Genomic DNA, 23,715 nt, shown 5'->3' on the forward strand with positions numbered 1-23,715 from the left:
CGAGCGGCTCTCAGTTCTGCGTCGTCTGCGGTGCGGGGAGGTCGCCCTCCCCGCTTCCGACGGCCCGGTTGAAGTCGTTGTGCACCCGGTCGGTCTCGGTGAAGCGCCCGGCTGTCCAGCGGTACGTGACGACGTCCTCGCCGGAGGGGTACGTGACCGAGTCCTTCGACCCGTACACCTGCGTCGTCACCACCAGATCACCCCGGTCGATGGTGCCGTAGACCGCGGGCACCTCGGCGGCGAAGACGTTCCCGTACGAACCGTCGGCCTGCCGCTGGTAGACGTACGTGCCGACCCCCACCGAATCGCCGCAGGTCATCACGTTGACCACGACATCGGTCTCCGGGCCCCCGGTGAGCGTGCCGTACGAGGTGTCGACCGGGTACTCGTCCCCGGTGCAGGGCTTCAGGTCGTTCCTGAGCTGCCGGCTCACCTTCGGGTCACCCTTGACGAGCGTCACCGCGTCGACCCGCGGGGCGGGCTTCGCCGTCCCGCTGGGGACCGTGCTCGTCGGAGTGGCCCGGGCGACCTGCTGGGCGCTCGCCGGGCCCTCGTCACGCGTGCCCGTGCCCCCCGCGGAACACCCGGAGCAGAACAGCCCGAAGGCGGCGAGCCCGGCCACCGCCGTGCTCCCCGCCGCCAGACCGGCCCCGAGTCTCCCGCGGCCGGGCCCCCTCGTCGTGCTTCCCGTGCTGCCCGTCAGGCCGCGCACCGCTCCCGCCCCCGCTCGTCATGACGCCTGTTCCGCTGCGCGGGTATCCGCACCGGTGTCTCCTCGGCCTCACGGCTCCGGGCGGCACGGTCCTCCAGCTCCTGGCGCAGGCGCGCCAGGGCGCGGTGCAGCGTGCTCTTCACCGTGCCGGCGGACATACCGAGCGCCGCGGCCGTCTCCTCCGTGCTCATCTGCTCCCAGTGTCGCAGCACGACGACGCTGCGCTGCTTCGGAGCCAGCACCCCGAGGACGTCCATCAGCAGGGCGCGGTCGGCGCGCTGGTCGGCGCCGTCGTCGACGCTCGCGTCGGGGAGCTGCTCGGTGGGGACCTCGTCGAGCTTGCGGGCCCGCCACCACTCCGTACGCGTGTTGATCATGACGCGGCGGAGGTAGGCGTCGGCGAGGGACTTGTCGGCGATGCCGTCCCAGCGGCCGAAGGTGCGGACCAGGGCGGTCTGCAGCAGGTCCTGCGCGTCCACGGGATCGGGGACGAGCCGGCGGGCACTGCGCAGCAGCGCGTCCTGCCGCGTCCGTACGTACTCCTCGAAACCGAGCACCTCGCCCTGCGCCATTACAACCGCCTCCGTCCCCGTGGATCCCCGTGTACCGCCGTCGGCGGCGTGGTCCCGACGCCGACGTCCGGTGACGTTACGGAGGCGTTGTCACGAGGGTGTGCGGAGCAGCCGTAGGCGGACGCACGGCTGCCCATCGGTTGTGTAACAGCCGCTGGACAGCCCCGGTCCGCCGGAGCACGGTCAGGTCATGGGCAGCCGGTACCGGCCGTTCGCCAGGGGCTCGACGAGGCCGTCGGCGACCAGCCCGTCCAGGGCCCGGGCCCGCTGCACGGGCTCCTCCCACACCGCGTCCAGCGCCGACTGCGGCACCGGTGTGACGGCGTCGCGCAGCACCGCGAGCAGCCGGCCCCGCACCTGGCGGTCCGTGCCGGCGTAGGTCTGGCCGCGGCGCGGCGGCCCCTGGTGGGCGGGCTTCCCGGCCAGCCGCCAGGCGCACTGTCCGGCGATCGGGCAGTGCGTGCAGTCCTCGTTCTTCGCGGTGCACACGAGGGCACCGAGCTCCATCGTGGCCGCCGCCCAGCGGGCGGCGCGCTCGTCCTCCTCGGGGAGCAGGGCGCGGGCGAGCTTGCGCTCGGCCGCGGTGGTCGCGTTCGGCGGGTACTGGATGCCGGTGGCGGCCCGGGCGAACACCCTGCGGACATTGGTGTCCAGCACGGCGTGACGCTGCCCGTACGCGAACGAGGCCACGGCCGCGGCCGTGTACTCCCCGATCCCGGGCAGTGCGAGCAGCTGGCCGTGCTCGCTCGGCACGTCGCCGCCGTGGCGTTCCGTTATCGCCTGCGCGGCCCCGTGCAGCCGCAGCGCACGCCGCGGGTAGCCGAGCCGTCCCCAGGCACGGACGGCTTCGCCCGGTGCGTCGGCGGCCAGGTTCGCGGGCCGGGGCCAGCGGGCCATCCACTGCTCGTAGACCGGGAGGACTCGGTTCACCGGGGTCTGCTGCAGCATGAACTCGCTCACCATCACACCCCAGGCGCCCGCATCGGGGCGGCGCCAGGGCAGATCGCGGGCGTGCTGCTCGAACCACCCGATGACGGGGGTATGGAGGGAGGCGGGGGGCGTCTGTGTCGAAGTCGTGGCAGTCATCGCACCTACGATCCTGGCACGGAAGGCGGGGCCATCGGGTGCGGCTGCGGGGGTGTCGGCCCGGCCGTGTGCTCACGGGGTGATAACGCCACCCGTTCTGACCCTTCGCGCGCGGCGGACGGACCCGAGCCGGTGCAAAGCGGATGAAGCGCCCAGGGAGCCCGTCGCCCCGTGATGATGATCCGCAAAACTTGTGGATCAGGCGGCGGTTGGGGGCCGGAGTTGGCCTGGATCTCTCGTACAGTTCGGTCCGTGGGTTCTATGCGCAATCCGGTCGGGCCGCTTCCCTCCAGCATCTACTGGCGTCGGAGAGCAGTAGCGGTGCTGGTGATCGCGCTGCTCGCGGCGCTGGTCGCGTGGGCCGTCACCTCGGGTGGCGGCGGCGGTGGCGGACAGGACGACGGGAAGCCAGGCGGCTCGGGCCCCGCCCCGTCGATCACCCCCGGTCCTTCGAGTTCGGGCCCGGTCACCGGCCAACCCCCGGGCGGGCGCGACGAGTCGGAGGACACCGGCGGCAGCGCGGGCTCCGAGGGCGGCAGCGGCGGCACCGGGACCGGAACGGGCGGCGCCGCGGGATCGGACACCGGCGGAGCGAGCGGCTCCGCATCGGCGGACACGGGCGCGGGTACGGGCGCGGGAACCGGCGGCACCACGGGCGGCCAGCAGGTGCCGGCCGGCTCGTCGCTCCCCAACTGCACGCCCTCCGCGCTCCAGTTGAGCCTGAAGACCGAGAACAGTTACGGGCCCGACGACAAGCCGGAGTTCCGGCTGACCGCCAGGAACACCTCGGCCGCCGACTGCAAGGCCGACTTCGGCCCGAAGAGCGCCGTACTCACGATCACCGAAGCCGGTGAGGACGACGAACAGGTGTGGTCCTCCAAGGACTGCCCGAAGACCGGCGCGCTCTTCCTGAGGGTCCCGGCGGGAGCGACGGTCGTCCACGTCGTGAAGTGGGACCGCAAGGGGAGCGCACCCTCGTGCGCGACGCCGCCGGTCAGGGCCGCGGGCCCGGGGACGTACCTGCTGGAGGCGAAGGTGCCGGGCGAGACCGTCCAGCGCGCGTCGTTCGTCCTGGCGAAGGACTGACGGCGCGGGCGGACCGCCCCGGGAACGAACGCCGAAGGGCCCCGCCGGGAACCATCCGGCGGGGCCCTTCACGATCCGGACGAGAGGTCCTAGACGTACCGCTCCAGGATCGAGGACTCCGCCAGCCGCGAGAGTCCCTCCCGGACGCTCCGGGCCCGCGCCTCGCCGACCCCGTCCACGGCCTGGAGGTCGTCCACGCTCGCGGCGAGCAGCTTCTGCAGACCGCCGAAGTGCTCCACCAGCCGCTCGATGATCGCCCCGGGCAGCCTCGGCACCTTCGCCAGCAGCCGGAAGCCGCGCGGGGAGACCGCCGAGTCCAGCGTCTCCGGCGAACCGCTGTAGCCCAGTGCCCGTGCCACCACGGGGAGTTCGAGCAGTTCGGTGTGGGTGAGCGTGTCCAGCTCGGCCAGCGCCTCACCGACCGTACGGGACCGCTTCGCGGTGGGCTCGGGTACGTAGTCGCGTACGACCAGCTCCCGCTCCGGCTCCACGCCCGCGATCAACTCGTCCAGCTGGAGCGCCAGGAGGCGGCCGTCGGTGCCCAGCTCCACCACGTACTCGGCGATCTCCGTCGCGATGCGGCGCACCATCTCCAGCCGCTGCGAGACCGCCGTCACGTCCCGGACGGTGACCAGGTCCTCGATCTCCAGCGCGGAGAGCGTCCCGGCGACCTCGTCCAGCCTGAGCTTGTACCGCTCCAGGGTGGCGAGTGCCTGATTGGCGCGGGACAGGATCGCGGAGGACTCCTCCAGGACCCGCCGCTCCCCGTCCACGTACAGCGCGATGAGGCGCATCGACTGGGAGACCGAGACGACCGGGAAGCCGCACGCCTTGGAGACCCGGTCCGCGGTGCGGTGCCGGGTGCCCGTCTCCTCGGTGGGGATGGAGGCGTCCGGGACCAGCTGCACACCGGCCCGGAGGATCTTCGTCATGTCCTTGTCGAGGATCATCGCGCCGTCCAGCTTGCACAGTTCGCGCAGGCGCGTCGCGGCGAAATCCACGTCGAGCACGAAACCGCCGGTGCACATGGATTCGACGGTCTTGTCCATGCCGAGGACGATCAGCCCGCCGGTGTTGCCGCGGAGGATGCGCTCCAGGCCGTCCCGGAGGGCCGTTCCGGGCGCGACCGCGCTCAACGAGGCGCGCATCAGCGCCTCGTTCCCCGTGCCTTGGCCGGACTTTCCGGGCGATGCTGCCCGGTCGTTGGCTGCCACTGCACTCCTCCGGTCACAGGTCGGCGGTGCCCTTGCGTCCCTCGTACCGTTCGTACGGGCGGGCGAGACCAGGGCAAAGTCTACCGGCGTGCGCCGTCCTCCTGTGGTCCGTCCGGCCGAGAGCGGCGGGGAAGGACTCTCAGGGCGTCGCCCATGTCGGCCACTTCCGTGACCTTCATACCGGCCGGGACCTGTCCCGGGTCCCTCGGAACCAGGGCGTGCTTGAACCCGAGACGGTACGCCTCCGCCAGCCTGCGCTGGACCCCCGTCACCCTTCTGACCTCCCCGGCGAGGCCCACCTCACCGATCGCGACGAGGTTCTTCGGGAGCGGTGTGTCGCTGGCCGCACTGGCCAGCGCGAGGGCGATCGCGAGGTCCGCGGCCGGCTCGGTGAGCTTCACGCCGCCCACCGTCGCGCTGTAGATGTCCCGCTTGCCGAGGGCGCTGATCCGGCCGCGCTGTTCGAGAACGGCCAGCATCATCGAGACCCGGGAGGTCTCCAGGCCCGAGGTGGTGCGCCGCGGCGAGGGGATCTGCGAGTCGACCGTCAGCGCCTGGACCTCGGCGACGAGCGGGCGCTTGCCCTCCAGGGTGACCGTCAGGCAGGTGCCCGGGACGGGCTCGTCACGGCGGGTGAGGAAGAGTCCGGAGGGATCGGCGAGGCCCGTGATGCCCTCGTCGTGCAGCTCGAAGCAGCCGACCTCGTCGGTGGCTCCGTACCGGTTCTTGACGCCCCGGACGAGCCGGAGGCGGGCGTGCCGGTCGCCCTCGAAGGAGAGCACCACGTCGACGAGGTGCTCCAGGAGCCGAGGCCCCGCGATGGCGCCGTCCTTGGTCACATGGCCCACCAGGAGCGTCGACATGCCGCGCTCCTTGGAGGCCCTGATGAGCGCTCCGGCGACCTCGCGGACCTGCGCCATGCCGCCGGGCGCGCCGTCGATCTCGGGCGAGGCGACGGTCTGCACGGAGTCCAGGACGAGGAGGGACGGCTTGACCGCGTCCAGATGCCCCAGGACCGCCGAGAGGTCGGTCTCGGCGGCCAGATACAGATGGTCGTTGATCGCCCGGATCCGGTCGGCCCGCATCCTGACCTGGCTCGCGGACTCCTCGGCCGTGACGTAGAGGGTGCGGTGGTCGTCGCTCGCCGCCTTGGCGGCCACGTCCAGCAGCAGCGTCGACTTGCCGACGCCCGGCTCGCCGGCGAGCAGCACGACGGCACCGGGCACGAGCCCCCCGCCGAGCACCCGGTCCAGCTCACCGACCCCGGTCGAGCGGGCGGTGGCCTGCCGGCTGTCGACCTGGCCGATCGGCACTGCGGCGGTGGAGACCCGGCCCGCCGCCGTCGTGCGGACCGCGGGGGCGCCGCCGAACTCCTCGACCGTGCCCCAGGCCTGGCACTCCGGGCAGCGGCCGAGCCATTTGGCCGTCGTCCAGCCGCATTCGGTGCAGCGGTAGGACGGGCGGTCCTTCGCGGATTTCGTACGGGCAGCCATGGCGTCACCGTATAGGTGGGGTCCGACAGTGCCGGTCGTGGGCACGGGAGTCGAACATGTGCCCGATGCGGTATTTCCGGTGGAATCCGGGATTCCTGTCCCCTTTCGAGGGAGACCGTCACCCGTAAGGATTAAATGTCGGAAAGTGCTGTCAGGGTTCCGCCTGTATCTGCCTACGGTCGCCACGTGACGAGCAGCAGGCTGGAGACCCCCACACACACCACCGGCGCACACCGGGCGCACCGCCGCGAGGCCCGCCCCCCGACGCGGCGATCGTCCGCACGGTACGAGCCGTATCTCGACGGCCTGTTCACCTACTGCCTCTCCGTGCTCTGCGACCACGAGGCGGCCACCGAGGCGCTCGGCTCCGTCCTGGCGATCGCCGAGCGGCAGGACGGCCGGTGCCCCGGGGCCGAGGAGGAACGTAAATCCTGGCTGTACGCCCTGGCCAGATGGACGTGCCTGCGGGCCCTGACCGAGCAGCGGCGGGGCCGCCAGGCGCACCGGAGGACGCCCACCCCACAGGGCGCGGCGGTCCGTGCGCCCCATGCCCACGGCACCCCGGAGGAAGCCGGCCGCCCCACGGAGTCCCCGGCGGCCGAAGCGCACCGGCGTGAACTCGCGCAGCTGGCCTGGCCCGAGGCCGCGGGCACCACCCCCGAGCAGCGCGAGGCGCTGGAGCTCGCCGTGCGCCACGGGCTCACCCCGCGCGCCGTCGCTGCTGTTCTTGGCCTCGACCCCGGCAGTGCCCGGGAGCTCCTGGCCGCCGCGGCCTGCGAGGTGGAGCGCACCCGCGCCGCCCTCGCCGTCGTGGAGACGGGCAACTGTCCCGCCGTCGCCCGGCTCACCGGCGCCCATCAGGTGCTGCTCTCGGCGGCCCTTCGCCGGGAGCTCGTCCGGCACGTCGACGACTGTCCCCGCTGCCGCCGCGCCGCCGAGCGGGCCGGGGCGGCCGGGCCCTGGCCCGGAGCGACCGTCACCCCGGCCGCCGCCGCACTGCCGGTCGTCGAGGCGCCCCGCCCCTCGGTGCACGTCGCCCTGACGCACGCCCGGCGGTCCAGGTCCGGGGCCCCGCGCTTCGGCCGGACCGGCTTCCCGCTGGACCCCAAGGACCACGCCGCGCGCCGGGACCGGCTGCGCGCCCGGGTCCTGACGACGACGGTCGTGGCGACGGTCGTCGCGGCCCCGGTGATCGCCCTGTGGGCCGCCTACCGCGGCGCGCCGCTGACCGGTGAGGGCCACGGTGCCTCGGTCACGGCGGCGGACGTCGACGGGGAATCCGGTGCGGACGACCCGTACGACCACTACGAGAACGCGGGCAACGCCCGTCCCGACGGGAACGACGGCTTCGCCGACGGCGAGCGGAGCCCGGACGTCTCAGCCGAGGTCGTCAGTGTCGGCGCCGGACCCGACGGAGCGGCCTCGCTCGCGGTCTCGGTCCGCTCGTCCGGCGGCCGTACGTCGATCACGCTGACCGCGACCGGCGACGAAGCGGTCGTGTGGTCGGCCCGGGCGGACGCCCCGTGGCTGCGCCTCAGCCGTACGTCCGGCACGGTCGCCCCCGGCCGGAGCGTCACGCTCCATGTGTCCGTGGACCGCGCGGCCGAGCCCCGGGGCCCGTGGAGCGCCCGCGTCCTGCTCACCCCGTCGGGGTCCGCGGTCGCGATCACCGGCCACGGCGCCGGCGCCCCGCGCCCCGGAAGCCCGGTGCCGTCCCCGGACCCGTCGTCCGGGACCCCGGACCCCACACCGACGTCGCCGCCCTCGTCGACGGACCCGGCCCCGGACCCCACCGGCCCCGCGGAACCCACGGATCCGACCGGCCCGCCGGACCCGACGCCCACGCCGACGGATCCCCCGACCGACCCCACCCCGTCACCGTCCGACGGCACCACCGCACCCGCCCCGACCTCGGGCACCACCGCGGAGCCCGGCGAGCCCTCCGGACCTGCGGGCTGACATGGCGAGACGGCGTCCGGGTGTACGGCGGAACGTTTGCGCGCCGTGCGCCCGGATGCCGTCCAGGAGGTCGAGGAGTCGCTGGGGCCGCCCCGAAGGGCGTGTCTCAGGCCGGGTCGGCCGGGTGCGGCGCCATCGGCAGCAGCGACGCCAGCCGCTGCTCGCACAGCTCGGTCAGCCGGTCGTAGGCCTCCTTGCCCATCAGCTCGGTGAGCTCGGGCCGGTACGACACGTAGACCGGGTCACCGGCCCCGTGCGCGGATGTCGCCGAGGTGCACCACCAGTGCAGATCGTGACCGCCCGGGCCCCAGCCCCGGCGGTCGTACTCCCCGATGGAGATCTGGAGCACGCGCGTGTCGTCGGGCCGTTCGATCCAGTCGTACGTACGGCGGACCGGCAGCTGCCAGCACACGTCGGGCTTGGTCTCCAGCGGCTCCTTGCCCTCCTTGAGGGCCAGGATGTGCAGGGAGCAGCCCATGCCGCCGGCGAACCCGGGGCGGTTCTGGAAGATGCAGGAGCCCTCCCAGCGCCGCGTCTGGCGTTCGCCGTCCTCGTCGACGCCGACCCAGCCGGTCTTGGTGCCGACGTCGTGGAACTGCCACAGCTCCGGTGTGAGCCGCGCCACGTGTCCGGCCACCCGCTTCTCGTCGTCCTCGTCGGAGAAGTGCGCGCCCAGCGTGCAGCAGCCGTCGTCGGCGCGGCCCGCCTGGATGCCCTGGCAGCCGCTGCCGAAGATGCAGGTCCACCTGGAGGTCAGCCAGGTCAGGTCGCAGCGGAAGACCTGCTCGTCGTCGGCGGGGTCGGGGAATTCGACCCAGGCCCGCGCGAAGTCGAGCCCCTTCTCGTCGGGCCCGTCCGGCCCGGTCGCTTCCGGCTGCCGCATCTCCTGCTTCGTCTTCTGCTGCTTCTTCGTGGCTTTGTCCGGCTTCGCCTTTTTCGTCTTTGGCACGTGCCCAGAGTAAGCCGCAGTAGCGTTCCCGTATGAGACTCGGAGTCCTCGACGTGGGGTCGAACACGGTGCATCTGCTGGTGGTCGACGCCCATCCCGGCGCCCGCCCGCTGCCGGCCCACTCGCACAAGGCGGAACTGCGGCTCGCCGAACTCCTCGACCGGGACGGCGCGATCGGCCCCGAGGGCGTCGACCGGCTCGTGGCGACGGTCGCCGACGCGCTCCAGGCCGCCGAGGACAAGGGCTGCGAGGACGTGCTGGCGTTCGCCACCTCCGCGGTGCGTGACGCGGGCAACGCCGACCAGGTGCTGGCCCGGGTGCGGGACGAGACCGGGGTCGCCCTCGCCGTCCTCAGCGGCGAGGAGGAGGCCCGGCTGACCTTCCTGGCCGCCCGCCGCTGGTTCGGCTGGTCCGCGGGGAAGCTGCTGGTCCTCGACATCGGCGGCGGTTCGCTGGAGGTCGGCTACGGGATGGACGAGGAGCCCGACGCCGCCGTCTCGCTGCCGTTCGGCGCCGGCCGGCTCACCGCCGCCTGGCTCCCCGGCGACCCGCCGGACCCCACGGACGTACGCGCGCTGCGCCGCCATGTCCGCGCCGGCATCGCCCGTACGGTCGGCGAGTTCACCCGGCTGGGGCCGCCCGACCACGTCGTGGGCACCTCCAAGACGTTCCGCCAGCTCGCCAGGATCACGGGCGCCGCGCGCTCCGCCGAGGGGCTGTACGTGCAGCGCGTCCTCACCCGCAAGGCCCTGGAGGAGTGGGTGCCGAAGCTGTCGTCGATGACCGTCGAGCAGCGGGGGAACCTGCCCGGCGTCACCGAGGGCCGTGCCGCGCAGCTGCTGGCGGGGGCGCTCGTCGCGGAGGGCGCGATGGACCTGTTCGGGGTCGAGGAGCTGGAGATCTGCCCCTGGGCGCTGCGCGAGGGAGTCATTCTCCGCCGCCTCGACCACCTGCCCGCGGAGCAGGCGGCCCTGGCCTGACCCCCGCAGCGGCCCCGGCCCGGCCCCGTGGGCGCCCTCATGGGCCTTCTCACTTTCAGCCGGGCTCCCTCGGACTCGCGTACCACTGCCCGTACCCTGTCCACGTGGCAGAACCAGTGGTGCGCATCCCGGATGCGAAGGTCGCCCTGTCGACGGCTTCCGTCTATCCGGAGTCGACGGCGACGGCCTTCGAGATCGCGGCACGCCTGGGCTACGACGGTGTCGAGGTCATGGTCTGGACCGACCCCGTCAGCCAGGACATCGAGGCGCTGCAGCGGCTGTCGGACTATCACCAGGTCCCGATCCTGGCCGTGCACGCGCCCTGTCTGCTGATCACCCAGCGGGTCTGGTCCACCGACCCGTGGGTGAAGCTCCAGCGGGCCAGAGCCGCGGCGGAGAAGCTCGGCGCGTCGACGGTGGTCGTCCACCCGCCGTTCCGGTGGCAGCGCAACTACGCCCGCGACTTCGTCTCCGGCATCTGGCGCATGGCGGACGAGACCGATGTGCGCTTCGCCGTGGAGAACATGTACCCGTGGCGCTACCGGGACCGCGAGATGCTCGCGTACGCCCCCGCCTGGGACGTCAGCAACGACGACTACCGGCACTTCACCGTGGACCTCTCGCACACCTCGACCGCACGCACCGACAGCCTGGCCATGGTGGACCGGATGGGCGACCGGCTCGCCCATGTCCACCTCGCCGACGGCAAGGGCTCGGGCAAGGACGAGCACCTGGTGCCCGGCCGGGGCGACCAGCCGTGCGCGGAACTGCTGGAGCGCCTGGCCCGTACGGGCTTCGACGGCCATGTGGTCATCGAGGTCAACACCCGCCGCGCCATGTCGTCGGCCGAACGCGAGGCCGATCTCGCGGAGGCGCTCGCCTTCACCCGGCTCCATCTGGCGTCGTCGGCGAAGTCGCCCCGCACGTGACCCCCGGCTCCGACGGCCCGCCCCCGCGGCGCAGGGGCCGCCCCTCCCGCACGGCGGGCGCCGCCGGCCCCGACGCCAGGACCCGGATCCTGGAGGCGGCCCGCAGCGAGTTCGCCGAGCGCGGCTACGACAAGACGTCCGTGCGGGGCATCGCCAGGGCCGCCGGTGTCGACGCCGCCCTGGTCCACCACTACTTCGGTACGAAGGACGAGGTCTTCGCCGCCGCCATCGAGCTCTCCTTCGAGCCCGCCCTCGTCCTCCCGCAGGTCCTCGGCGGTCCCGCGGAGGACATCGGGGAGCGGCTGGCCCGGTACTTCATCGGAGTGTGGGAGAACCCGGTGTCCCGGGCGCCGATGCTGGCGGTCCTCCGCTCCGCGCTCACGCACGAGGCGGCGGCGAAGGTGCTGCGCGGCTTCGTGCTGCGCCGTCTGCTGGAGCGGATCGCGGCGGAGCTGGACGTGCCCGACCCGACCTTCCGCGCCGAACTGGCGGCCTCGCACATGATCGGCATCGCGATGCTGCGTTATGTCATCCGGGCGGAGCCGCTCGCCTCCACCGACCCGGAGAAGATCGTCGCGATGGTGGCGCCCACGCTCCAGCGGTATCTCACCGACCGCTGAGCGAACACGGAGTTTTGCTTGTGTGACGGGTGTGCCGGTGATTTCACGACGATGTTGCGGATCGGTATCAGGCGCTGACCTGGCTGGATCCTGGTGGTTTGCTGTGCGGCATCGGTGAGCCACGGATGTGGATCGCGAACAACAACAGTGGGGGGCGCGCGACCATGGCGATGCGGAACACACAGAGAGCGGACCGGACGACGGAGGGAACCGGACCCGCCGTCCTGCCCCGCCGACGGCTGTTGCGGATGGCCGGTGCCGGGCTCGCGATCGCCCTGACCGGCGCGGTGACGACGGCGTGCGGCCCGGAGGAGGCGGACGCCTCCGGCGGACAGGACGGCTCCCCGACGCCCGGCGGGGGCGGCAAGGGCGGCGGCGACGCGTTCACGACGCCGCCGGCCGGCACCGCTCCGGGCGTGCTCTGGGAGCAGAGGACCGCCGTCGGCACCCTCGGCAACCACGAGGTGCTCGCCGTCGTGGGGGACGTGGTGCTGGTCGCCGGTGACCCGCTGGTGGGCCGCGACATCGCCACCGGCAAGGAGATCTGGTCGCTGAAGGACGCCGCCCAGCCCGGCGCGCGGCTGATCATGGGCGGGGACACGCTGTACCTGGCCAGCGCGACGTACGACGGCGATCTGATCGGTCTGGACCCTGCCACCGGCAAGGAGACCTGGCGCAGCCGCCTGAAGGGGACGTACGCCCAGCCGCGCCCCATCGGCGCCGACACCGAACGCGTGTACGTCATCGCGGGCATCCTGGAGAAGGACCTCAGCTCCCGGACCAATGTGATCGCCGCCATCGACATCCGTACGGGCAAGGCGGTCTGGAGCGAGAAGCGGGACACCGGGACCGACGAGTCCGGCCTCACCTCCGCGGTGCTCGACGGCCGTCTCGTCTACACGGATCACCGGAAGAACCTGACCGTCCGTGACGCCGCGACGGGGCGGCAGCTGTGGACCAAGAAGATCAGCCGGTCCAACTTCGACAGGATGGCCGTGCACAACGGGACGGTGACCATCGCCGACGGCCGGTACCTGCGGTGCTTCTCCCTGGAGGACGGCGCCGAGCGCTGGTCGCTGAAGACCGAGGAGTTCGACACGTTCAACGGGCCGACCGTCCTCGACGGGGTCCTGTACGCCTCCGACAGCGCCCGTGGGGTGTGGGCCGTCGACCCGGCCACCGGCAAGCAGCGGTGGCGCAGCTCCATCGAGCTCGGCGTCTCGGTCCCGCTCCAGTTCGCCAAGGTGGGGGACACCCTGTACGGCGGCACGGAGTTCAGCAAGAAGGGCGGCGTCCAGGCGTACGACGCGCAGAGCGGGAAGCTCCGCTGGACCTTCAACGACCACAAGGGCAGTGAGGTCGAGCAGTGGTACGTGGTCTCGGCCGGCAAGCGTCTGGCCGCGCTGCACGACGAACGTCTGCTGGCCCTACCGGCGGTGTGAGGCGCCCACCCGCTGAACATCGGGTCCCGCATTCCGGACACTGTGTCCAGATCCTGGCACGGAGGCGTACGCTCGGAGACAGTCTTTTCTGTCGAAGGAGCGAGAGACGATGCCCCAGCTGAGGTCCCGCACTGTCACCCACGGCCGCAACATGGCGGGCGCCCGCGCCCTTATGCGGGCGTCCGGCGTAGCCAGTGAGGACATCGGTAAGCCCATCATCGCGGTCGCCAACTCCTTCACCGAGTTCGTCCCGGGCCACACGCACCTCGCCCCCGTCGGCCGGATCGTCTCCGAGGCGATCAAGGCCGCGGGCGCTGTACCCCGCGAGTTCAACACCATCGCGGTGGACGACGGCATCGCCATGGGCCACGGCGGCATGCTCTACAGCCTGCCCTCCCGCGACCTCATCGCGGACAGCGTCGAGTACATGGTCGAGGCCCACTGCGCCGACGCCCTGATCTGCATCTCCAACTGCGACAAGATCACCCCCGGGATGCTGATGGCCGCCCTGCGCCTCAACATCCCCACGGTCTTCGTCTCCGGCGGCCCGATGGAGGCCGGCAAGACCACCCTCGTCGACGGCACGGTCCGCACCCTCGACCTCGTCGACGCGATCTCGGACGCCGTCAACGACAAGATCTCCGACGCGGACATCCTCCGTATCGAGGAGAACGCCTGCCCGACCTGCGGCAGCTGTTCCGGCATGTTCACCGCCAACTCGATGAACTGCCTCGCCGAGGCCATCGGCCTGGCGCTCCCGGGCAACGGCTCGGTCCTCGCCACCCACACCGCCCGCAAGGCGCTGTACGAGAACGCCGCGCGCACGGTCGTCGAGATCACCGAGCGCTACTACGGGGAGGACGACGACTCCGTCCTGCCCCGCAACATCGCCACCCGCGAGGCCTTCGAGAACGCCATGGCCCTCGACATCGCCATGGGCGGCTCCACCAACACGATCCTCCACCTGCTGGCCGCAGCCCAGGAGGCGGAGCTGGACTTCGGCCTCGCGGAGATGGACGAGATCTCCCGGCGGGTCCCCTGCCTCGCGAAGGTCGCGCCCAACGTGGCGCCCGGCGGGACGTACTACATGGAGGACGTGCACCGCGCGGGCGGTATCCCCGCCATCCTCGGCGAGCTGCACCGGGGAGGCCTGCTCAACGAGAACGTCCACAGCGTGCACGCGGCCTCCCTCGACGAATGGCTCAAGACGTGGGACGTGCGCGGGGGTTCGCCCTCCGCCGAGTCGCTCGACCTCTGGTACGCGGCTCCCGGGTGCAAGCGCTCGGCGACCGCCTTCTCGCAGTCGGAGCGCTGGGACAGCCTCGACACGGACGCGGCCGAGGGCTGCATCCACTCGGTCGAGCACGCCTACTCCAAGGACGGCGGACTCGCGGTCCTCAAGGGCAACCTGGCCGTCGACGGCTGCGTCGTGAAGACGGCCGGCGTCGACGAGTCGATCTGGACGTTCGAGGGTCCGGCCGTCGTCTGCGAGTCGCAGGAGGACGCCGTCGACAAGATCCTCCGCAAGGAGATCAAGGAGGGCGACGTCGTCGTCATCCGTTACGAGGGCCCCAAGGGCGGTCCCGGCATGCAGGAGATGCTCTACCCGACGTCGTTCCTGAAGGGCCGCGGCCTCGGCAAGAGCTGCGCACTCGTCACCGACGGCCGCTTCTCCGGCGGCACCTCGGGCCTGTCCATCGGCCACGCCTCCCCCGAGGCGGCGTCCGGCGGCACGATCGCCCTGGTCGAGGACGGCGACAGGATCGCGATCGACATCCCGAACCGCACGATCGAGCTCCTGGTGTCCGACGAGGAGCTGGCCACCCGGCGCGAGGCACTGAACGGCGTGTACGCCCCCAAGAACCGCGAGCGCAAGGTCTCCCAGGCACTGCGCGCCTACGCGGCGATGGCGACCAGCGCGGACAAGGGCGCGGTCCGCGACGTCTCCAAGCTCGGCTGACCCGGCGTTTTCCCGTACGGCCCCGTCCCTGGTCTCACCAGTGGGCGGGGTCGTCCGCGTCCACGGCGAAGACCGACCCGTCGGGCGCGGTGCCGATGACGCTCCGGCCCAGGACGACGGGGGAGGGCAGCGACGACGCGAGGCTGAGCTTCCCCTCCTTCAGCCGGGGACGCGTCTGGCCGAGCAGCGTTCCGTGCTCCGTGTCGACGGCGAGCAGCCGCCCGTCGGCGGCCGAGAAGTACAGCCGGCCGCCCGCTCCGACGACCGGGGCCGACGTCGTGCTGACCGCCGTCTCCAGCCGCCACCGCTCGGCCCGCGCGGCACCCGGACGGACGTCGACGGCCAGCAGCGTGCCGCCGCGCTCCAGGAGCAGGACGGTGTCCCCGGCCACCACGGTCTCCGGCCCGTTCATCCGGAAGGGCAGCGGGACGCGGGTCGCGCTCCGCAGCACGGGGTCGTAGCGCACGAGCCCGGTGGTCTGCGCCTTCTGGTTCATCGAGGTCAGCAGGAGCGCCCCGTCCGACGTGCCGACGGGGGTGAGCATCCCGTCCAGCCCGCGCTGCCAGGCCGTCCTCCCGGTGCTCGCCTCGACGGCCGTGACCAGGGTGGTCGTCCCCTGCGCCGAGCTCTCGAACGCGTACGCGAGGCCGGTCCCCGGTTCGTACAGCGCGAAGCCCGGGCTCATGTGTCCCGGGACGGTACGCCGCCACCGGGAGGCGCCGGTCGCCGCGTCGAGTGCCTGGAGCGTCCCGTCCCGGCGGACCGTCAGCAGGGTCTCGCCCGCAGGGAAGGGGGTGTCGAGGTACGCGGAGAGATCCTCGTGCCAGAGCTCCGCGCCGTCGCCGGGTGAGTACGCCCCGATCCGCTCGCCCGCCACGACGGTGTAGGCCACGTCCCCCGACACCGCGCCCGCGGGACTCGGGCCCTCAGAACCCTTCGACGAGGTGTCCCGGTGCGACCAGACCGTACGGCCGTCCGACGGATCCAGCCGGACCGTGCCGAAACCGGCGGAGACGCAGTAGAGCGCGGGACCCGTACCGGCGGCTCCCGGGGAGCAGGACGGCGTCGAGCCGCCCTGCGCCGACAGCGTCGTCCGCCACGGCACGAAGGCCGCCGCCGCGCTCTTCCTCTGCGCGGGCTCCGGATCCGGCGCCCCGGAGCCGTACCACTCCCCGGCCGCCCAGACGCTTCCGGCCAGCAGCACCACTGCCGCGGCGACGACCGCGAGCCGGCGGCGTGTGCGGCGGCCCCTCACCGCGCCGGGCCCGGACGGAAGCCCGTCCGCCGCCCGCACATGCGTGGTCCCCTCGTCCGCCACCACGTGCTCGGCGGCGACCGGCTTGCGCTGGACCGGAATGAAGGCGGCCGCCTCGTACGACGGAGGGTGCAGCGCGGCCATGATCTCGTCGGGGGTGGGGCGCTCCTCGGGGTCCTTGGCCAGGCAGCGCCCGACCAGGGGCGCGAGATCCGGCGGCACCCCGGCCAGGTCCGCCTCGTCGTGCACCACCTGGTAGGCCACGAGGTACGGGCTGTCCGAGTCGAAGGGCCCCCGCCCCGTCGCCGCGTGCACCAGCACCGCCCCGAGCGCGAACACGTCCGCCGCCGGACCGACCTCGCGGGGCCGCTGGAACTGCTCGGGAGCCATGTAGGGCGGTGAGCCGATCAGCTTGCCCGTCTCCGTGCGGAGATCACTGTCGTACGGCCGGGAGATCCCGAAGTCGATGACCTTGGGCCCGGAGTCGGGGAGCAGCACGTTGCTCGGCTTGAGATCCCGGTGGATCACACCGGCGCGGTGGATGTCGCGCAGCGCCTCGGCGAGCCCGGCCGTGAGCCTGCGCAGCTCGGCGGGGCTCATCGGCCCGTTCCGCTTCACCTGCGCGGCGAGCGTCGGGCCGGGGACGTACAGGGTGGCCATCCAGGGCAGCGCGGCCTCCGGGTCGGCGTCCACGACCGGTGCGGTGAACGCACCGCTGACCCGCCGGGCGGCCGCCACCTCCTGCCGGAAACGCGCCCTGAACTCCGGGTCTGCCGCGTGCTGGCGGTGCACCACCTTCACCGCGAGCTGCAGCCCGGAGGCCGACCGCGCCAGGTGTACGACACCCATGCCGCCCGCGCCGAGACATGCCTCCAGGCGGTACTGCCCGGCGTACTCAGGATGCTCCGCTTCCGGATATGACCCGGTCCCTCGCAGCGGCGGCATCGCCCACCCCCGTGTGTTCGTGCGCAAGCGCGACGCACGGAGCCTAGTCGATGGTGCGTGCGAGGAGCGTGGGGCTTGTTAGCCTGCGCGTCACACGCATCGCTTTCAACGGGGGAGGCCCGCATGGGTGTTGAAGAGAACGCCGTCGGCACGGTGACCACGGACGCGGCGGACGCCGCGGAGGAGGTGACGACGCTCGCCGCGGGCACCGTCGTCTACCCGATCGCTCCGGGCTACCGCGTCAACGTCCGCAGGGGTCCAGGCACGCAGTACGGGATCGTCCGGACGCTGCCGTACGGGATGAGCGTCCCGGTCTACTGCCAGAAGCCGGGTGAGCGGGTGACCGGCCCGTACGGCACGTCGAACATCTGGGACAACATCGCCAACGGACAGTTCGTGGCGGACGCCTATGTCCACACGGGCAGTGACGGGTACATCGCACCGCGCTGCGACTGACGGAAGCGGCAGGCGTCCGGGGATAATCGATTCCGTGAGCGAGAACAGCGAAGCCTCCGGAACGTCCCCGGCCGTGCCTGCGGGCTCCACCGCACCAGGGCCGCGGCCCGAGTCCCTCCGTCTCTTCGGTACGACCTGGGTCGACCACGACGGTGGGTACGGGCTGCGGCGCGTGGGCGCCACCGCCGGCTCGCTCGCCGCGGCCGTCGCCGCGTGCTTCGTCCTGCGCTTCGCCTACCAGGGCCTGGAGATCGCCGAGGTCGGCAGCCTCGTCGGGACGCTCGTCGTGCTGATGTTCGCGGTCTGCAGCGCCATCGCCTTCCGCAAGACGTGGGAGGGCTTCACGCGCCGCCCCGCCGACCCGGCCCACGAGGACAGGCTGCGCGGCCTCAAGTCGATCGGCTTCATCGGCTCACTGCTCGCCTACTTCGTCCGCTCGTTCGCCGAGGCCCCGGGGGAGAAGCTGCGGCGCACGGAGTACGAGACGGCGCTCGCCCAGTACGCGAAGCGCCGCTCCTCGCGGACGGGCAACCCGGCGGCCCGCAAGGCCAAGGGAAAGCGCTCCGGGCGCAAGTGAACCGCTCGGGGCGCAGCGAAGCGCTCCGGGCGTAGGCGACGCCTTCCCGGCGCAGGTAAAGCCCATACATTCCACGCCCGCGTGCGCCGGGGTGCATGCACGATGAACGCATGACCGCATCCGCGCCCCGCGCCCTTTCTTTCGACAGTGCCGCCGCCCAGTACGCCGCCGCGCGCCCCGGATACCCGCCCGCGCTCCTGGACACCGTCGAGGAGCTGGCCGGCCGCCCCCTGAGGGGAGCCCGTGCCGTCGACGTCGGAGCGGGGACAGGCATTGCCACCCGGCTGCTGCACGCCCGGGGCGCCCTGGTCACCGCCGTCGAGCCGGGCCCCGGTATGGCGGGGGAGCTGCACAGGTCGCTGCCGTCCGTCCCCGTGGTCCGGGGCGACGGCAACCGCCTCCCGCTGGCCACGGCGTCGGCCGATCTGATCACCTACGCCCAGTCCTGGCACTGGACCGACCCGGCCCTGGCCCTCCCCGAGGCGCGCCGCGTCCTGCGCCCCGGCGGCGCGCTGGCGCTCTGGTGGAACGTCTCCGACCACTCCGCCCGCTGGATCGAGGAGCAGGACACCCGGCTGCGCCGCCACCTCGGCGCGGGTGACAGCGCCCACGGCTCACCGACCGGCTCGCGGAACCTCGCACAGCTGTCCGGCGGCGAGTTCACCCACCGGCTGCTGTCGTGGTCCCGGACCGTGCCGGTCGACCTGCACCTCGCCAACCTCGCGACCCATTCGGCCTTCCTCATGCTCGGCGCGGCCGGCGCGGAGCCCACCCGCCGGTTCCTGGAGGAGGAGCGGGGGCACCTGGCCACCGTGTTCCCCGACGGCATGGTCGAGGAGCGTTACGTGGTCGAGCTCGCCATGCTGGTCGGCTGACGGCCCCACCGGCGGGTGTCGCGTCCCTTGACGTGGCACCTTCGGCAGGACCAATATTCATCACATGATGAATTCTCTGCGTACTACGAACGCGGGGGCCGTCCAGGCGCGTGCCCTCACCGTCGTACGAGGGGACCGCACCGTCCTGTGCGGCCTCGGCTTCACCGTCGAGCCGGGCAGGATCACCGGCCTTCTCGGCCCCTCCGGCTGCGGCAAGTCCACGCTCATGCGGGCCGTCGTCGGCACCCAGGCCAAGGTCACGGGAACGCTCGACGTCCTCGGCCGACCCGCGGGCCACCCGTCCCTGCGGGCCCGCGTCGGCTACGTCACCCAGGCCCCGTCGGTCTACTCGGACCTGACCGTGCGGCAGAACCTGGACTACTTCGCGGCCGTGCTCCGGCCTGGCCGCGCCCGCCGGGCCGACCGCGAGGAGGCCGTCACCCGCGCCATCGGCGACGTCGACCTCACCCGCCACGCCGACGCCCTCGCCGGCCGGCTCTCCGGCGGCCAGCTCAGCCGCGTCTCCCTCGCCGTCGCCCTGCTCGGCACCCCGGAACTCCTGGTGCTCGACGAGCCCACCGTCGGCCTCGACCCCGTCCTGCGCCGCGACCTGTGGGACCTCTTCCACAGCCTCGCCGCCGACCGGGGCACCACGATCCTCGTCTCCTCCCACGTCATGGACGAGGCCGAACGCTGCCACCGGCTGCTGCTCATGCGCGAGGGCGGGATCCTCGCCGACGACACCCCCGACGCCCTCCGCACCCGTACCGGCTCCGCCACCGTCGAGGAGGCCTTCCTCCACCTCGTGGACGAGGCCGCCGCCGACGAAGCCGCCGCCCGCCAGGAGACGACCCCATGAGCACCGACGCCCCCGCACTCTCCCCGGCCAGGACCCTCGCGACCGCCGGACGCGTCCTGCGCCAGCTCCGCCACGACCCCCGCACGATCGCGCTCCTGCTGATCGTCCCGGTCCTGATGATCACGCTGCTGCGCTACGTCTTCGACGCCTCCCCGGAGACCTTCGACGCCATCGGCGCCTCGCTGCTCGGCATCTTCCCGCTGATCACGATGTTCCTGGTGACCTCGATCGCCACCCTCCGCGAACGCACCTCGGGCACACTCGAACGCCTCCTCGCCATGCCGCTGGGCAAGGGCGACCTGATCGCCGGGTACGCGCTGGCCTTCGGCGCCGTCGCCGTGGCCCAGTCGCTCCTGGCCACGGCGATGTCCGTCTGGGCCCTCGGACTGGACGTCGTCGGCTCCCCCTGGCTGCTGCTCCTGGTCGCCCTGCTCGACGCCCTCCTCGGCACGGCGCTCGGCCTGTTCGTCTCGGCCTTCGCCGCCTCGGAGTTCCAGGCCGTCCAGTTCATGCCCGCCGTGATCTTCCCGCAGCTGCTGCTCTGCGGACTGTTCACCCCGCGCGACCGGATGCACCCCGTCCTCGAAGCCATCTCGAACGTCCTGCCGATGTCGTACGCCGTCGACGGGATGAACCAGGTCCTCCACCACACCGACGTCACCGCCGACTTCTACCGCGACATCCTGATCGTCGCCGGCAGCGCCCTGCTCGTCCTCTGCCTGGGCGCCGCCACCCTCCGCCGCCGCACCACCTGAGGGCGCGGTGCGAGGATGGGGCGACGATCAGCGCCGCGTACCGCGCACCGCCACCCGGAGGATGAACCGCATGACCCAGACAGTCGCAGTCCTCGGTACAGGAAAGATCGGCGAGGCCCTGCTCAGCGGCATGATCCGGGCCGGCTGGCGGGCCGGTGACCTGCTGGTGACCACCCGCCGCCCCGAGCGTGCCGAGAAGCTCCGCGCCCGCTACGGCGTCGAGGCCGTCACCAACGCCGAGGCCGCCAAGAGCGCCGACATCCTCATCCTGGCGGTCAAGCCCCAGGACATGGGCAGGCTCCTCGAGGAGCTGGCCCCGCACGTCACCGCCGACCGCCTCGTCATCAGCGCCGCCGCCGGCATCACCACCGGTTTCATCGAGGACAGCCTCGCGGCCGGCACCCCGGTCGTCCGCGTCATGCCGAACACCCCCGTCCTCGTCGACGAGGGCATGTCCGTCATCTCCGCGGGCAGCCACGCCACCGCCGAGCACCTCGGACACGCCGAGTCGATCTTCGGCGGCGTCGGCAAGACACTCCGGGTCCCCGAGTCCCAGCAGGACGCGGCCACCGCGCTCTCCGGCTCGGGACCCGCGTACTTCTACTTCCTCGTCGAGGCGATGACCGACGCCGGCATCCTGCTCGGCCTGCCCCGCGCCCAGGCCCACGACCTCATCGTCCAGGCCGCCATCGGCGCGGCGGTCATGCTCCGGGACAGCGGCGAACACCCGGTCAAGCTCCGCGAGGCCGTCACCAGCCCGGCCGGCACCACCATCAGCGCCATCCGCGAGCTCGAGAACCACGGCGTACGAGCGGCCCTCATTGCCGCACTGGAAGCCGCCCGGGACCGCAGCCGCGAGCTGGCGACGGGCAACGGCTGACCGGCGGGCCGCGGCTACTTCACCGCGGCCACCAACTCCTCACTGCGCACCACCCTCGCGAACCCACCGTCGTGCAGCGTCACGGCGGTGGCACGCGACAGCTCCTGCGCGCTCAGCTCCCAGCCCCACGGCCCCACCCCGTCGAAGGTGTACGTCGCGTCGAGCGGGAAGAACACCTCGTAGCCGAGATTGCCGCCCATACGGGCCGTCGTCTCCGCGCACATGTTGGTCTGGATCCCCGCCACCACGATCTGCCGGACCCCGGCCTCCCGCAGCCAGGCATCCAGATCGGGCGTCCCGTAGAAGGCGGAGTTCACCGACTTCGTCAGGAACAGCTCCGGCCCCCGGCCCTTTCCTCGCCGCTCCTCGACGTACTCCTTGAACGCGTTCCCCGGGTGCCCCTCCCGCAGGGGCGAATCAGGCTTGGGCGAGTCGTGCCGTACGAAGACGACGGGCCTGCCGCTCCCCTGCCAGGCGTCGATCAGCTCCGCGATGTTGCGATCGGCCTCCGGGTTGTCACGAGGCCCCCAGTACGCCTCCTCCTCGAACCCCTCCTGCACATCGACGACCACCAACGCTGCGTTCTCCGCGATCTCCATCTCCATACGCACCACTCTCCCCCCGGGAACGGCACGCTCCCAGAAGCGGGAAAGCCATCGACCGATGCTTTACTGCCACCATGAGCGCGCCACCGACCCGTCCCGGCCGCATCGCCCTGGTCGCCTTCCCCGGCGTCCGTGCCTTCGACGTCTCGGTCATCACGGAGGTCTGGGGGGTGGACCGCACCGACCGCGGCGTGCCCGCCTTCGAGCTACGGCGCGTGGCGAGCGACCCGGCCCCCGTCCAGCTCAGGGGCGGCCTGTCCCTCACGCCCGACCGCACCCTGGCGTGGCTCGCCCGCGCGGACCTGATCGTGGTCCCGGGGCTCGACGACCACCTGACGCCCGCACCCGAACCGGTGCTCGAAGCCCTGCGCCGCGCCCACACCAGGGGCACCCCACTCGCGGCGCTCTGCGGCGGGGCCTTCACGCTCGCCCAGGCCGGGCTCCTGGACGGCCGCAGGGCCGTCACCCACTGGAACCTCACCGAGCTGCTCAAGCAACGCCACCCCCGGGTGACCGTGATGAGGGACGCCCTCTTCCTGCACGAGGACAACATCTGGACCTCGGCCGGCACCGCGGCCGGGATCGACCTCTGTCTGCATCTGGTGCGCACGACACACGGAGCGGAGGCGGCGGCGACGATCGCGCGTTCGATGGTCACCGCTCCGTTCCGCACCGGGACCCAGGCGCAGTTCATCGAGCACCCCACGCCCCGCGCCGACCGCGAAGCGGACGCACTCGCGGAGGCCCGCGCCCATGCGATGGCCCATCTGGCGGAACCGCACACCGTGGCCGGGCTCGCGGCCCGGGCCGGCATGTCCGCCCGCACCTTCGCCCGCCGCTTCCAGGCCACCACCGGTACGACGCCGATGCGCTGGCTGATCACCCAGCGCATAGCCGCAGCCCAGAAGCTCCTGGAACGCACCGACCTGCAGGTCCCGGAGGTGGCCCGCCGGGCGGGCTTCGGCAGTGAGGTGACGATGCGCCAGCACTTCGCGACGCACCTGGCCACCAGCCCGCGCGACTACAGGCTGGCCTTCCACGACAGGGGCGCGCCGGGCGAGGGTTGACACGCCCTGCCCGTATCCGTAGTGTGCTCCGAGTTGTCCGACGTGAGCGCCGACCCCGGTCGGTCCCCGGACAGCCATTCCGCAGTAACCACTCGAAACGAGCGACATCTGTCGCGCGTATTCACGTGCACACGTGCGAAATGAGGAATCAGCGTTCGAAGGTGGCCCGATTAGCGTCGGGGCCGGGGATTCCGCTAAAGTCTCACTCGTCGGAACGGCCCAAGGGCCGGGATGGCAAACCCCGCTGACTGGGAATCAGGCCCGAAAGGATCTGATAGAGTCGGACTCGCCGGAAAGGGAAACGCGAAAGCGAAGAACTGGAAAGCACGGTGGTAAATTAACCACCAAGCAGGAACCCGCTTCGGCCGGGAATCGGACACGAAAGAGTCTGATAGAGTCGGAAACGCAAGAACGAAGGGAAGCGCCCGGAGGGGCCCGG

General features: G+C 72.4%; 22 protein-coding genes. 14 read left to right on the forward strand and 8 right to left on the reverse strand.

Annotation, left to right across the window (positions count from 1 at the left end):
• Window positions 1–10: 10 nt before the first annotated feature.
• From ACIRD8_RS32100 to ACIRD8_RS32110, 3 genes are all read right to left on the reverse strand, one after another.
• The gene (locus ACIRD8_RS32100; protein ID WP_403999389.1) at window positions 11–712 is read right to left on the reverse strand and encodes a hypothetical protein; all 702 of its coding nucleotides are present in this window, start codon (window positions 710–712) and stop codon (window positions 11–13) included.
• Window positions 700–1,284 carry a SigE family RNA polymerase sigma factor gene (locus ACIRD8_RS32105; RefSeq protein ID WP_147983522.1) on the reverse strand — a complete coding sequence of 195 codons (585 nt, stop codon included), beginning with the start codon at window positions 1,282–1,284 and terminating at the stop codon, window positions 700–702. Before ACIRD8_RS32105 ends, ACIRD8_RS32100 begins: the two co-directional genes overlap by 13 nt.
• 183 nt (window positions 1,285–1,467) lie before the next feature.
• A complete protein-coding gene (locus ACIRD8_RS32110; protein ID WP_403999393.1) occupies window positions 1,468–2,370 on the reverse strand; it encodes an A/G-specific adenine glycosylase in 903 nt (300 codons plus the stop codon).
• Window positions 2,371–2,631: 261 nt separating this feature from the next.
• Between ACIRD8_RS32110 and ACIRD8_RS32115 the strand changes: the two genes are divergently transcribed.
• On the forward strand, window positions 2,632–3,456 hold the full coding sequence (locus ACIRD8_RS32115) for a hypothetical protein (RefSeq protein ID WP_403999451.1): 825 nt from the start codon (window positions 2,632–2,634) through the stop codon (window positions 3,454–3,456).
• Window positions 3,457–3,545: 89 nt separating this feature from the next.
• Here the strand turns inward: ACIRD8_RS32115 and disA are convergent, their stop codons facing one another.
• On the reverse strand, window positions 3,546–4,670 hold the full coding sequence (gene disA, locus ACIRD8_RS32120) for a DNA integrity scanning diadenylate cyclase DisA (protein WP_403999396.1): 1,125 nt from the start codon (window positions 4,668–4,670) through the stop codon (window positions 3,546–3,548).
• A gap of 80 nt (window positions 4,671–4,750) precedes the next feature.
• Window positions 4,751–6,163 (reverse strand): DNA repair protein RadA, encoded by a 1,413-nt coding sequence (radA, locus tag ACIRD8_RS32125; protein WP_104786887.1) that lies wholly within the window; start codon window positions 6,161–6,163, stop codon window positions 4,751–4,753.
• Window positions 6,164–6,298: 135 nt separating this feature from the next.
• On the opposite strand from radA, the gene ACIRD8_RS32130 reads away from it, so the two are divergent.
• Window positions 6,299–8,122, forward strand: coding sequence for a hypothetical protein (locus ACIRD8_RS32130; protein WP_403999400.1), 1,824 nt, complete (start codon window positions 6,299–6,301; stop codon window positions 8,120–8,122).
• Between the two features lie 106 nt (window positions 8,123–8,228).
• On the opposite strand, the gene ACIRD8_RS32135 is transcribed toward ACIRD8_RS32130, so the two are convergent.
• Window positions 8,229–9,071, reverse strand: coding sequence for a hypothetical protein (locus tag ACIRD8_RS32135; RefSeq protein ID WP_403999403.1), 843 nt, complete (start codon window positions 9,069–9,071; stop codon window positions 8,229–8,231).
• 32 nt (window positions 9,072–9,103) lie between these two features.
• Here ACIRD8_RS32135 and ACIRD8_RS32140 point away from each other — a divergent pair, with 32 nt between their 5' ends.
• The 5 genes from ACIRD8_RS32140 to ilvD all read left to right on the forward strand — a co-directional run bounded on the left by ACIRD8_RS32140 (window position 9,104) and on the right by ilvD (window position 15,002).
• Window positions 9,104–10,051, forward strand: coding sequence for a Ppx/GppA family phosphatase (locus ACIRD8_RS32140; protein ID WP_403999406.1), 948 nt, complete (start codon window positions 9,104–9,106; stop codon window positions 10,049–10,051).
• A 119-nt stretch (window positions 10,052–10,170) separates the two neighbouring features.
• Entirely contained in the window at window positions 10,171–10,980 is an 810-nt protein-coding gene (locus ACIRD8_RS32145) for a sugar phosphate isomerase/epimerase family protein (RefSeq protein ID WP_403999454.1), read from the forward strand.
• Window positions 10,977–11,600, forward strand: a complete 624-nt coding sequence (locus ACIRD8_RS32150) for a TetR family transcriptional regulator (protein WP_403999408.1) — start codon at window positions 10,977–10,979, stop codon at window positions 11,598–11,600. Before ACIRD8_RS32145 ends, ACIRD8_RS32150 begins: the two co-directional genes overlap by 4 nt.
• A 164-nt stretch (window positions 11,601–11,764) precedes the next feature.
• Window positions 11,765–13,042, forward strand: a complete 1,278-nt coding sequence (locus ACIRD8_RS32155; RefSeq protein ID WP_403999411.1) for a PQQ-binding-like beta-propeller repeat protein — start codon at window positions 11,765–11,767, stop codon at window positions 13,040–13,042.
• A gap of 109 nt (window positions 13,043–13,151) precedes the next feature.
• A complete protein-coding gene (gene ilvD / locus ACIRD8_RS32160; RefSeq protein WP_403999414.1) occupies window positions 13,152–15,002 on the forward strand; it encodes a dihydroxy-acid dehydratase in 1,851 nt (616 codons plus the stop codon).
• Between the two features lie 34 nt (window positions 15,003–15,036).
• Here ilvD and ACIRD8_RS32165 read toward each other — a convergent pair whose 3' ends face one another.
• A complete protein-coding gene (locus ACIRD8_RS32165; RefSeq protein ID WP_403999457.1) occupies window positions 15,037–17,202 on the reverse strand; it encodes a PQQ-binding-like beta-propeller repeat protein in 2,166 nt (721 codons plus the stop codon).
• 123 nt (window positions 17,203–17,325) lie between these two features.
• Between ACIRD8_RS32165 and ACIRD8_RS32170 the strand changes: the two genes are divergently transcribed.
• The 6 genes from ACIRD8_RS32170 to proC all read left to right on the forward strand — a co-directional run bounded on the left by ACIRD8_RS32170 (window position 17,326) and on the right by proC (window position 21,604).
• Complete coding sequence (locus tag ACIRD8_RS32170; protein ID WP_403999417.1) at window positions 17,326–17,658, forward strand: SH3 domain-containing protein; 333 nt, start codon at window positions 17,326–17,328, stop codon at window positions 17,656–17,658.
• A 34-nt stretch (window positions 17,659–17,692) separates the two neighbouring features.
• On the forward strand, window positions 17,693–18,235 hold the full coding sequence (locus tag ACIRD8_RS32175; RefSeq protein WP_403999420.1) for a hypothetical protein: 543 nt from the start codon (window positions 17,693–17,695) through the stop codon (window positions 18,233–18,235).
• Window positions 18,236–18,345: 110 nt separating this feature from the next.
• The gene (locus ACIRD8_RS32180; RefSeq protein WP_403999423.1) at window positions 18,346–19,110 is read left to right on the forward strand and encodes a class I SAM-dependent methyltransferase; all 765 of its coding nucleotides are present in this window, start codon (window positions 18,346–18,348) and stop codon (window positions 19,108–19,110) included.
• Between the two features lie 64 nt (window positions 19,111–19,174).
• A complete protein-coding gene (locus ACIRD8_RS32185) occupies window positions 19,175–19,969 on the forward strand; it encodes an ABC transporter ATP-binding protein (protein ID WP_403999425.1) in 795 nt (264 codons plus the stop codon).
• The gene (locus ACIRD8_RS32190; protein WP_403999428.1) at window positions 19,966–20,724 is read left to right on the forward strand and encodes an ABC transporter permease; all 759 of its coding nucleotides are present in this window, start codon (window positions 19,966–19,968) and stop codon (window positions 20,722–20,724) included. The genes ACIRD8_RS32185 and ACIRD8_RS32190 overlap by 4 nt, the downstream gene beginning before the upstream one ends.
• 70 nt (window positions 20,725–20,794) lie before the next feature.
• Complete coding sequence (gene proC / locus ACIRD8_RS32195; protein WP_403999431.1) at window positions 20,795–21,604, forward strand: pyrroline-5-carboxylate reductase; 810 nt, start codon at window positions 20,795–20,797, stop codon at window positions 21,602–21,604.
• Between the two features lie 14 nt (window positions 21,605–21,618).
• Here the strand turns inward: proC and ACIRD8_RS32200 are convergent, their stop codons facing one another.
• The gene (locus ACIRD8_RS32200; RefSeq protein WP_403999460.1) at window positions 21,619–22,203 is read right to left on the reverse strand and encodes a cysteine hydrolase family protein; all 585 of its coding nucleotides are present in this window, start codon (window positions 22,201–22,203) and stop codon (window positions 21,619–21,621) included.
• Window positions 22,204–22,283: 80 nt separating this feature from the next.
• Here ACIRD8_RS32200 and ACIRD8_RS32205 point away from each other — a divergent pair, with 80 nt between their 5' ends.
• Window positions 22,284–23,276, forward strand: a complete 993-nt coding sequence (locus ACIRD8_RS32205) for a GlxA family transcriptional regulator (protein ID WP_403999435.1) — start codon at window positions 22,284–22,286, stop codon at window positions 23,274–23,276.
• Window positions 23,277–23,715 lie beyond the last annotated feature (439 nt).

It is taken from the genome of Streptomyces sp. NPDC102451 (genome assembly GCF_044765485.1).
GTDB lineage: Bacteria > Actinomycetota > Actinomycetes > Streptomycetales > Streptomycetaceae > Streptomyces.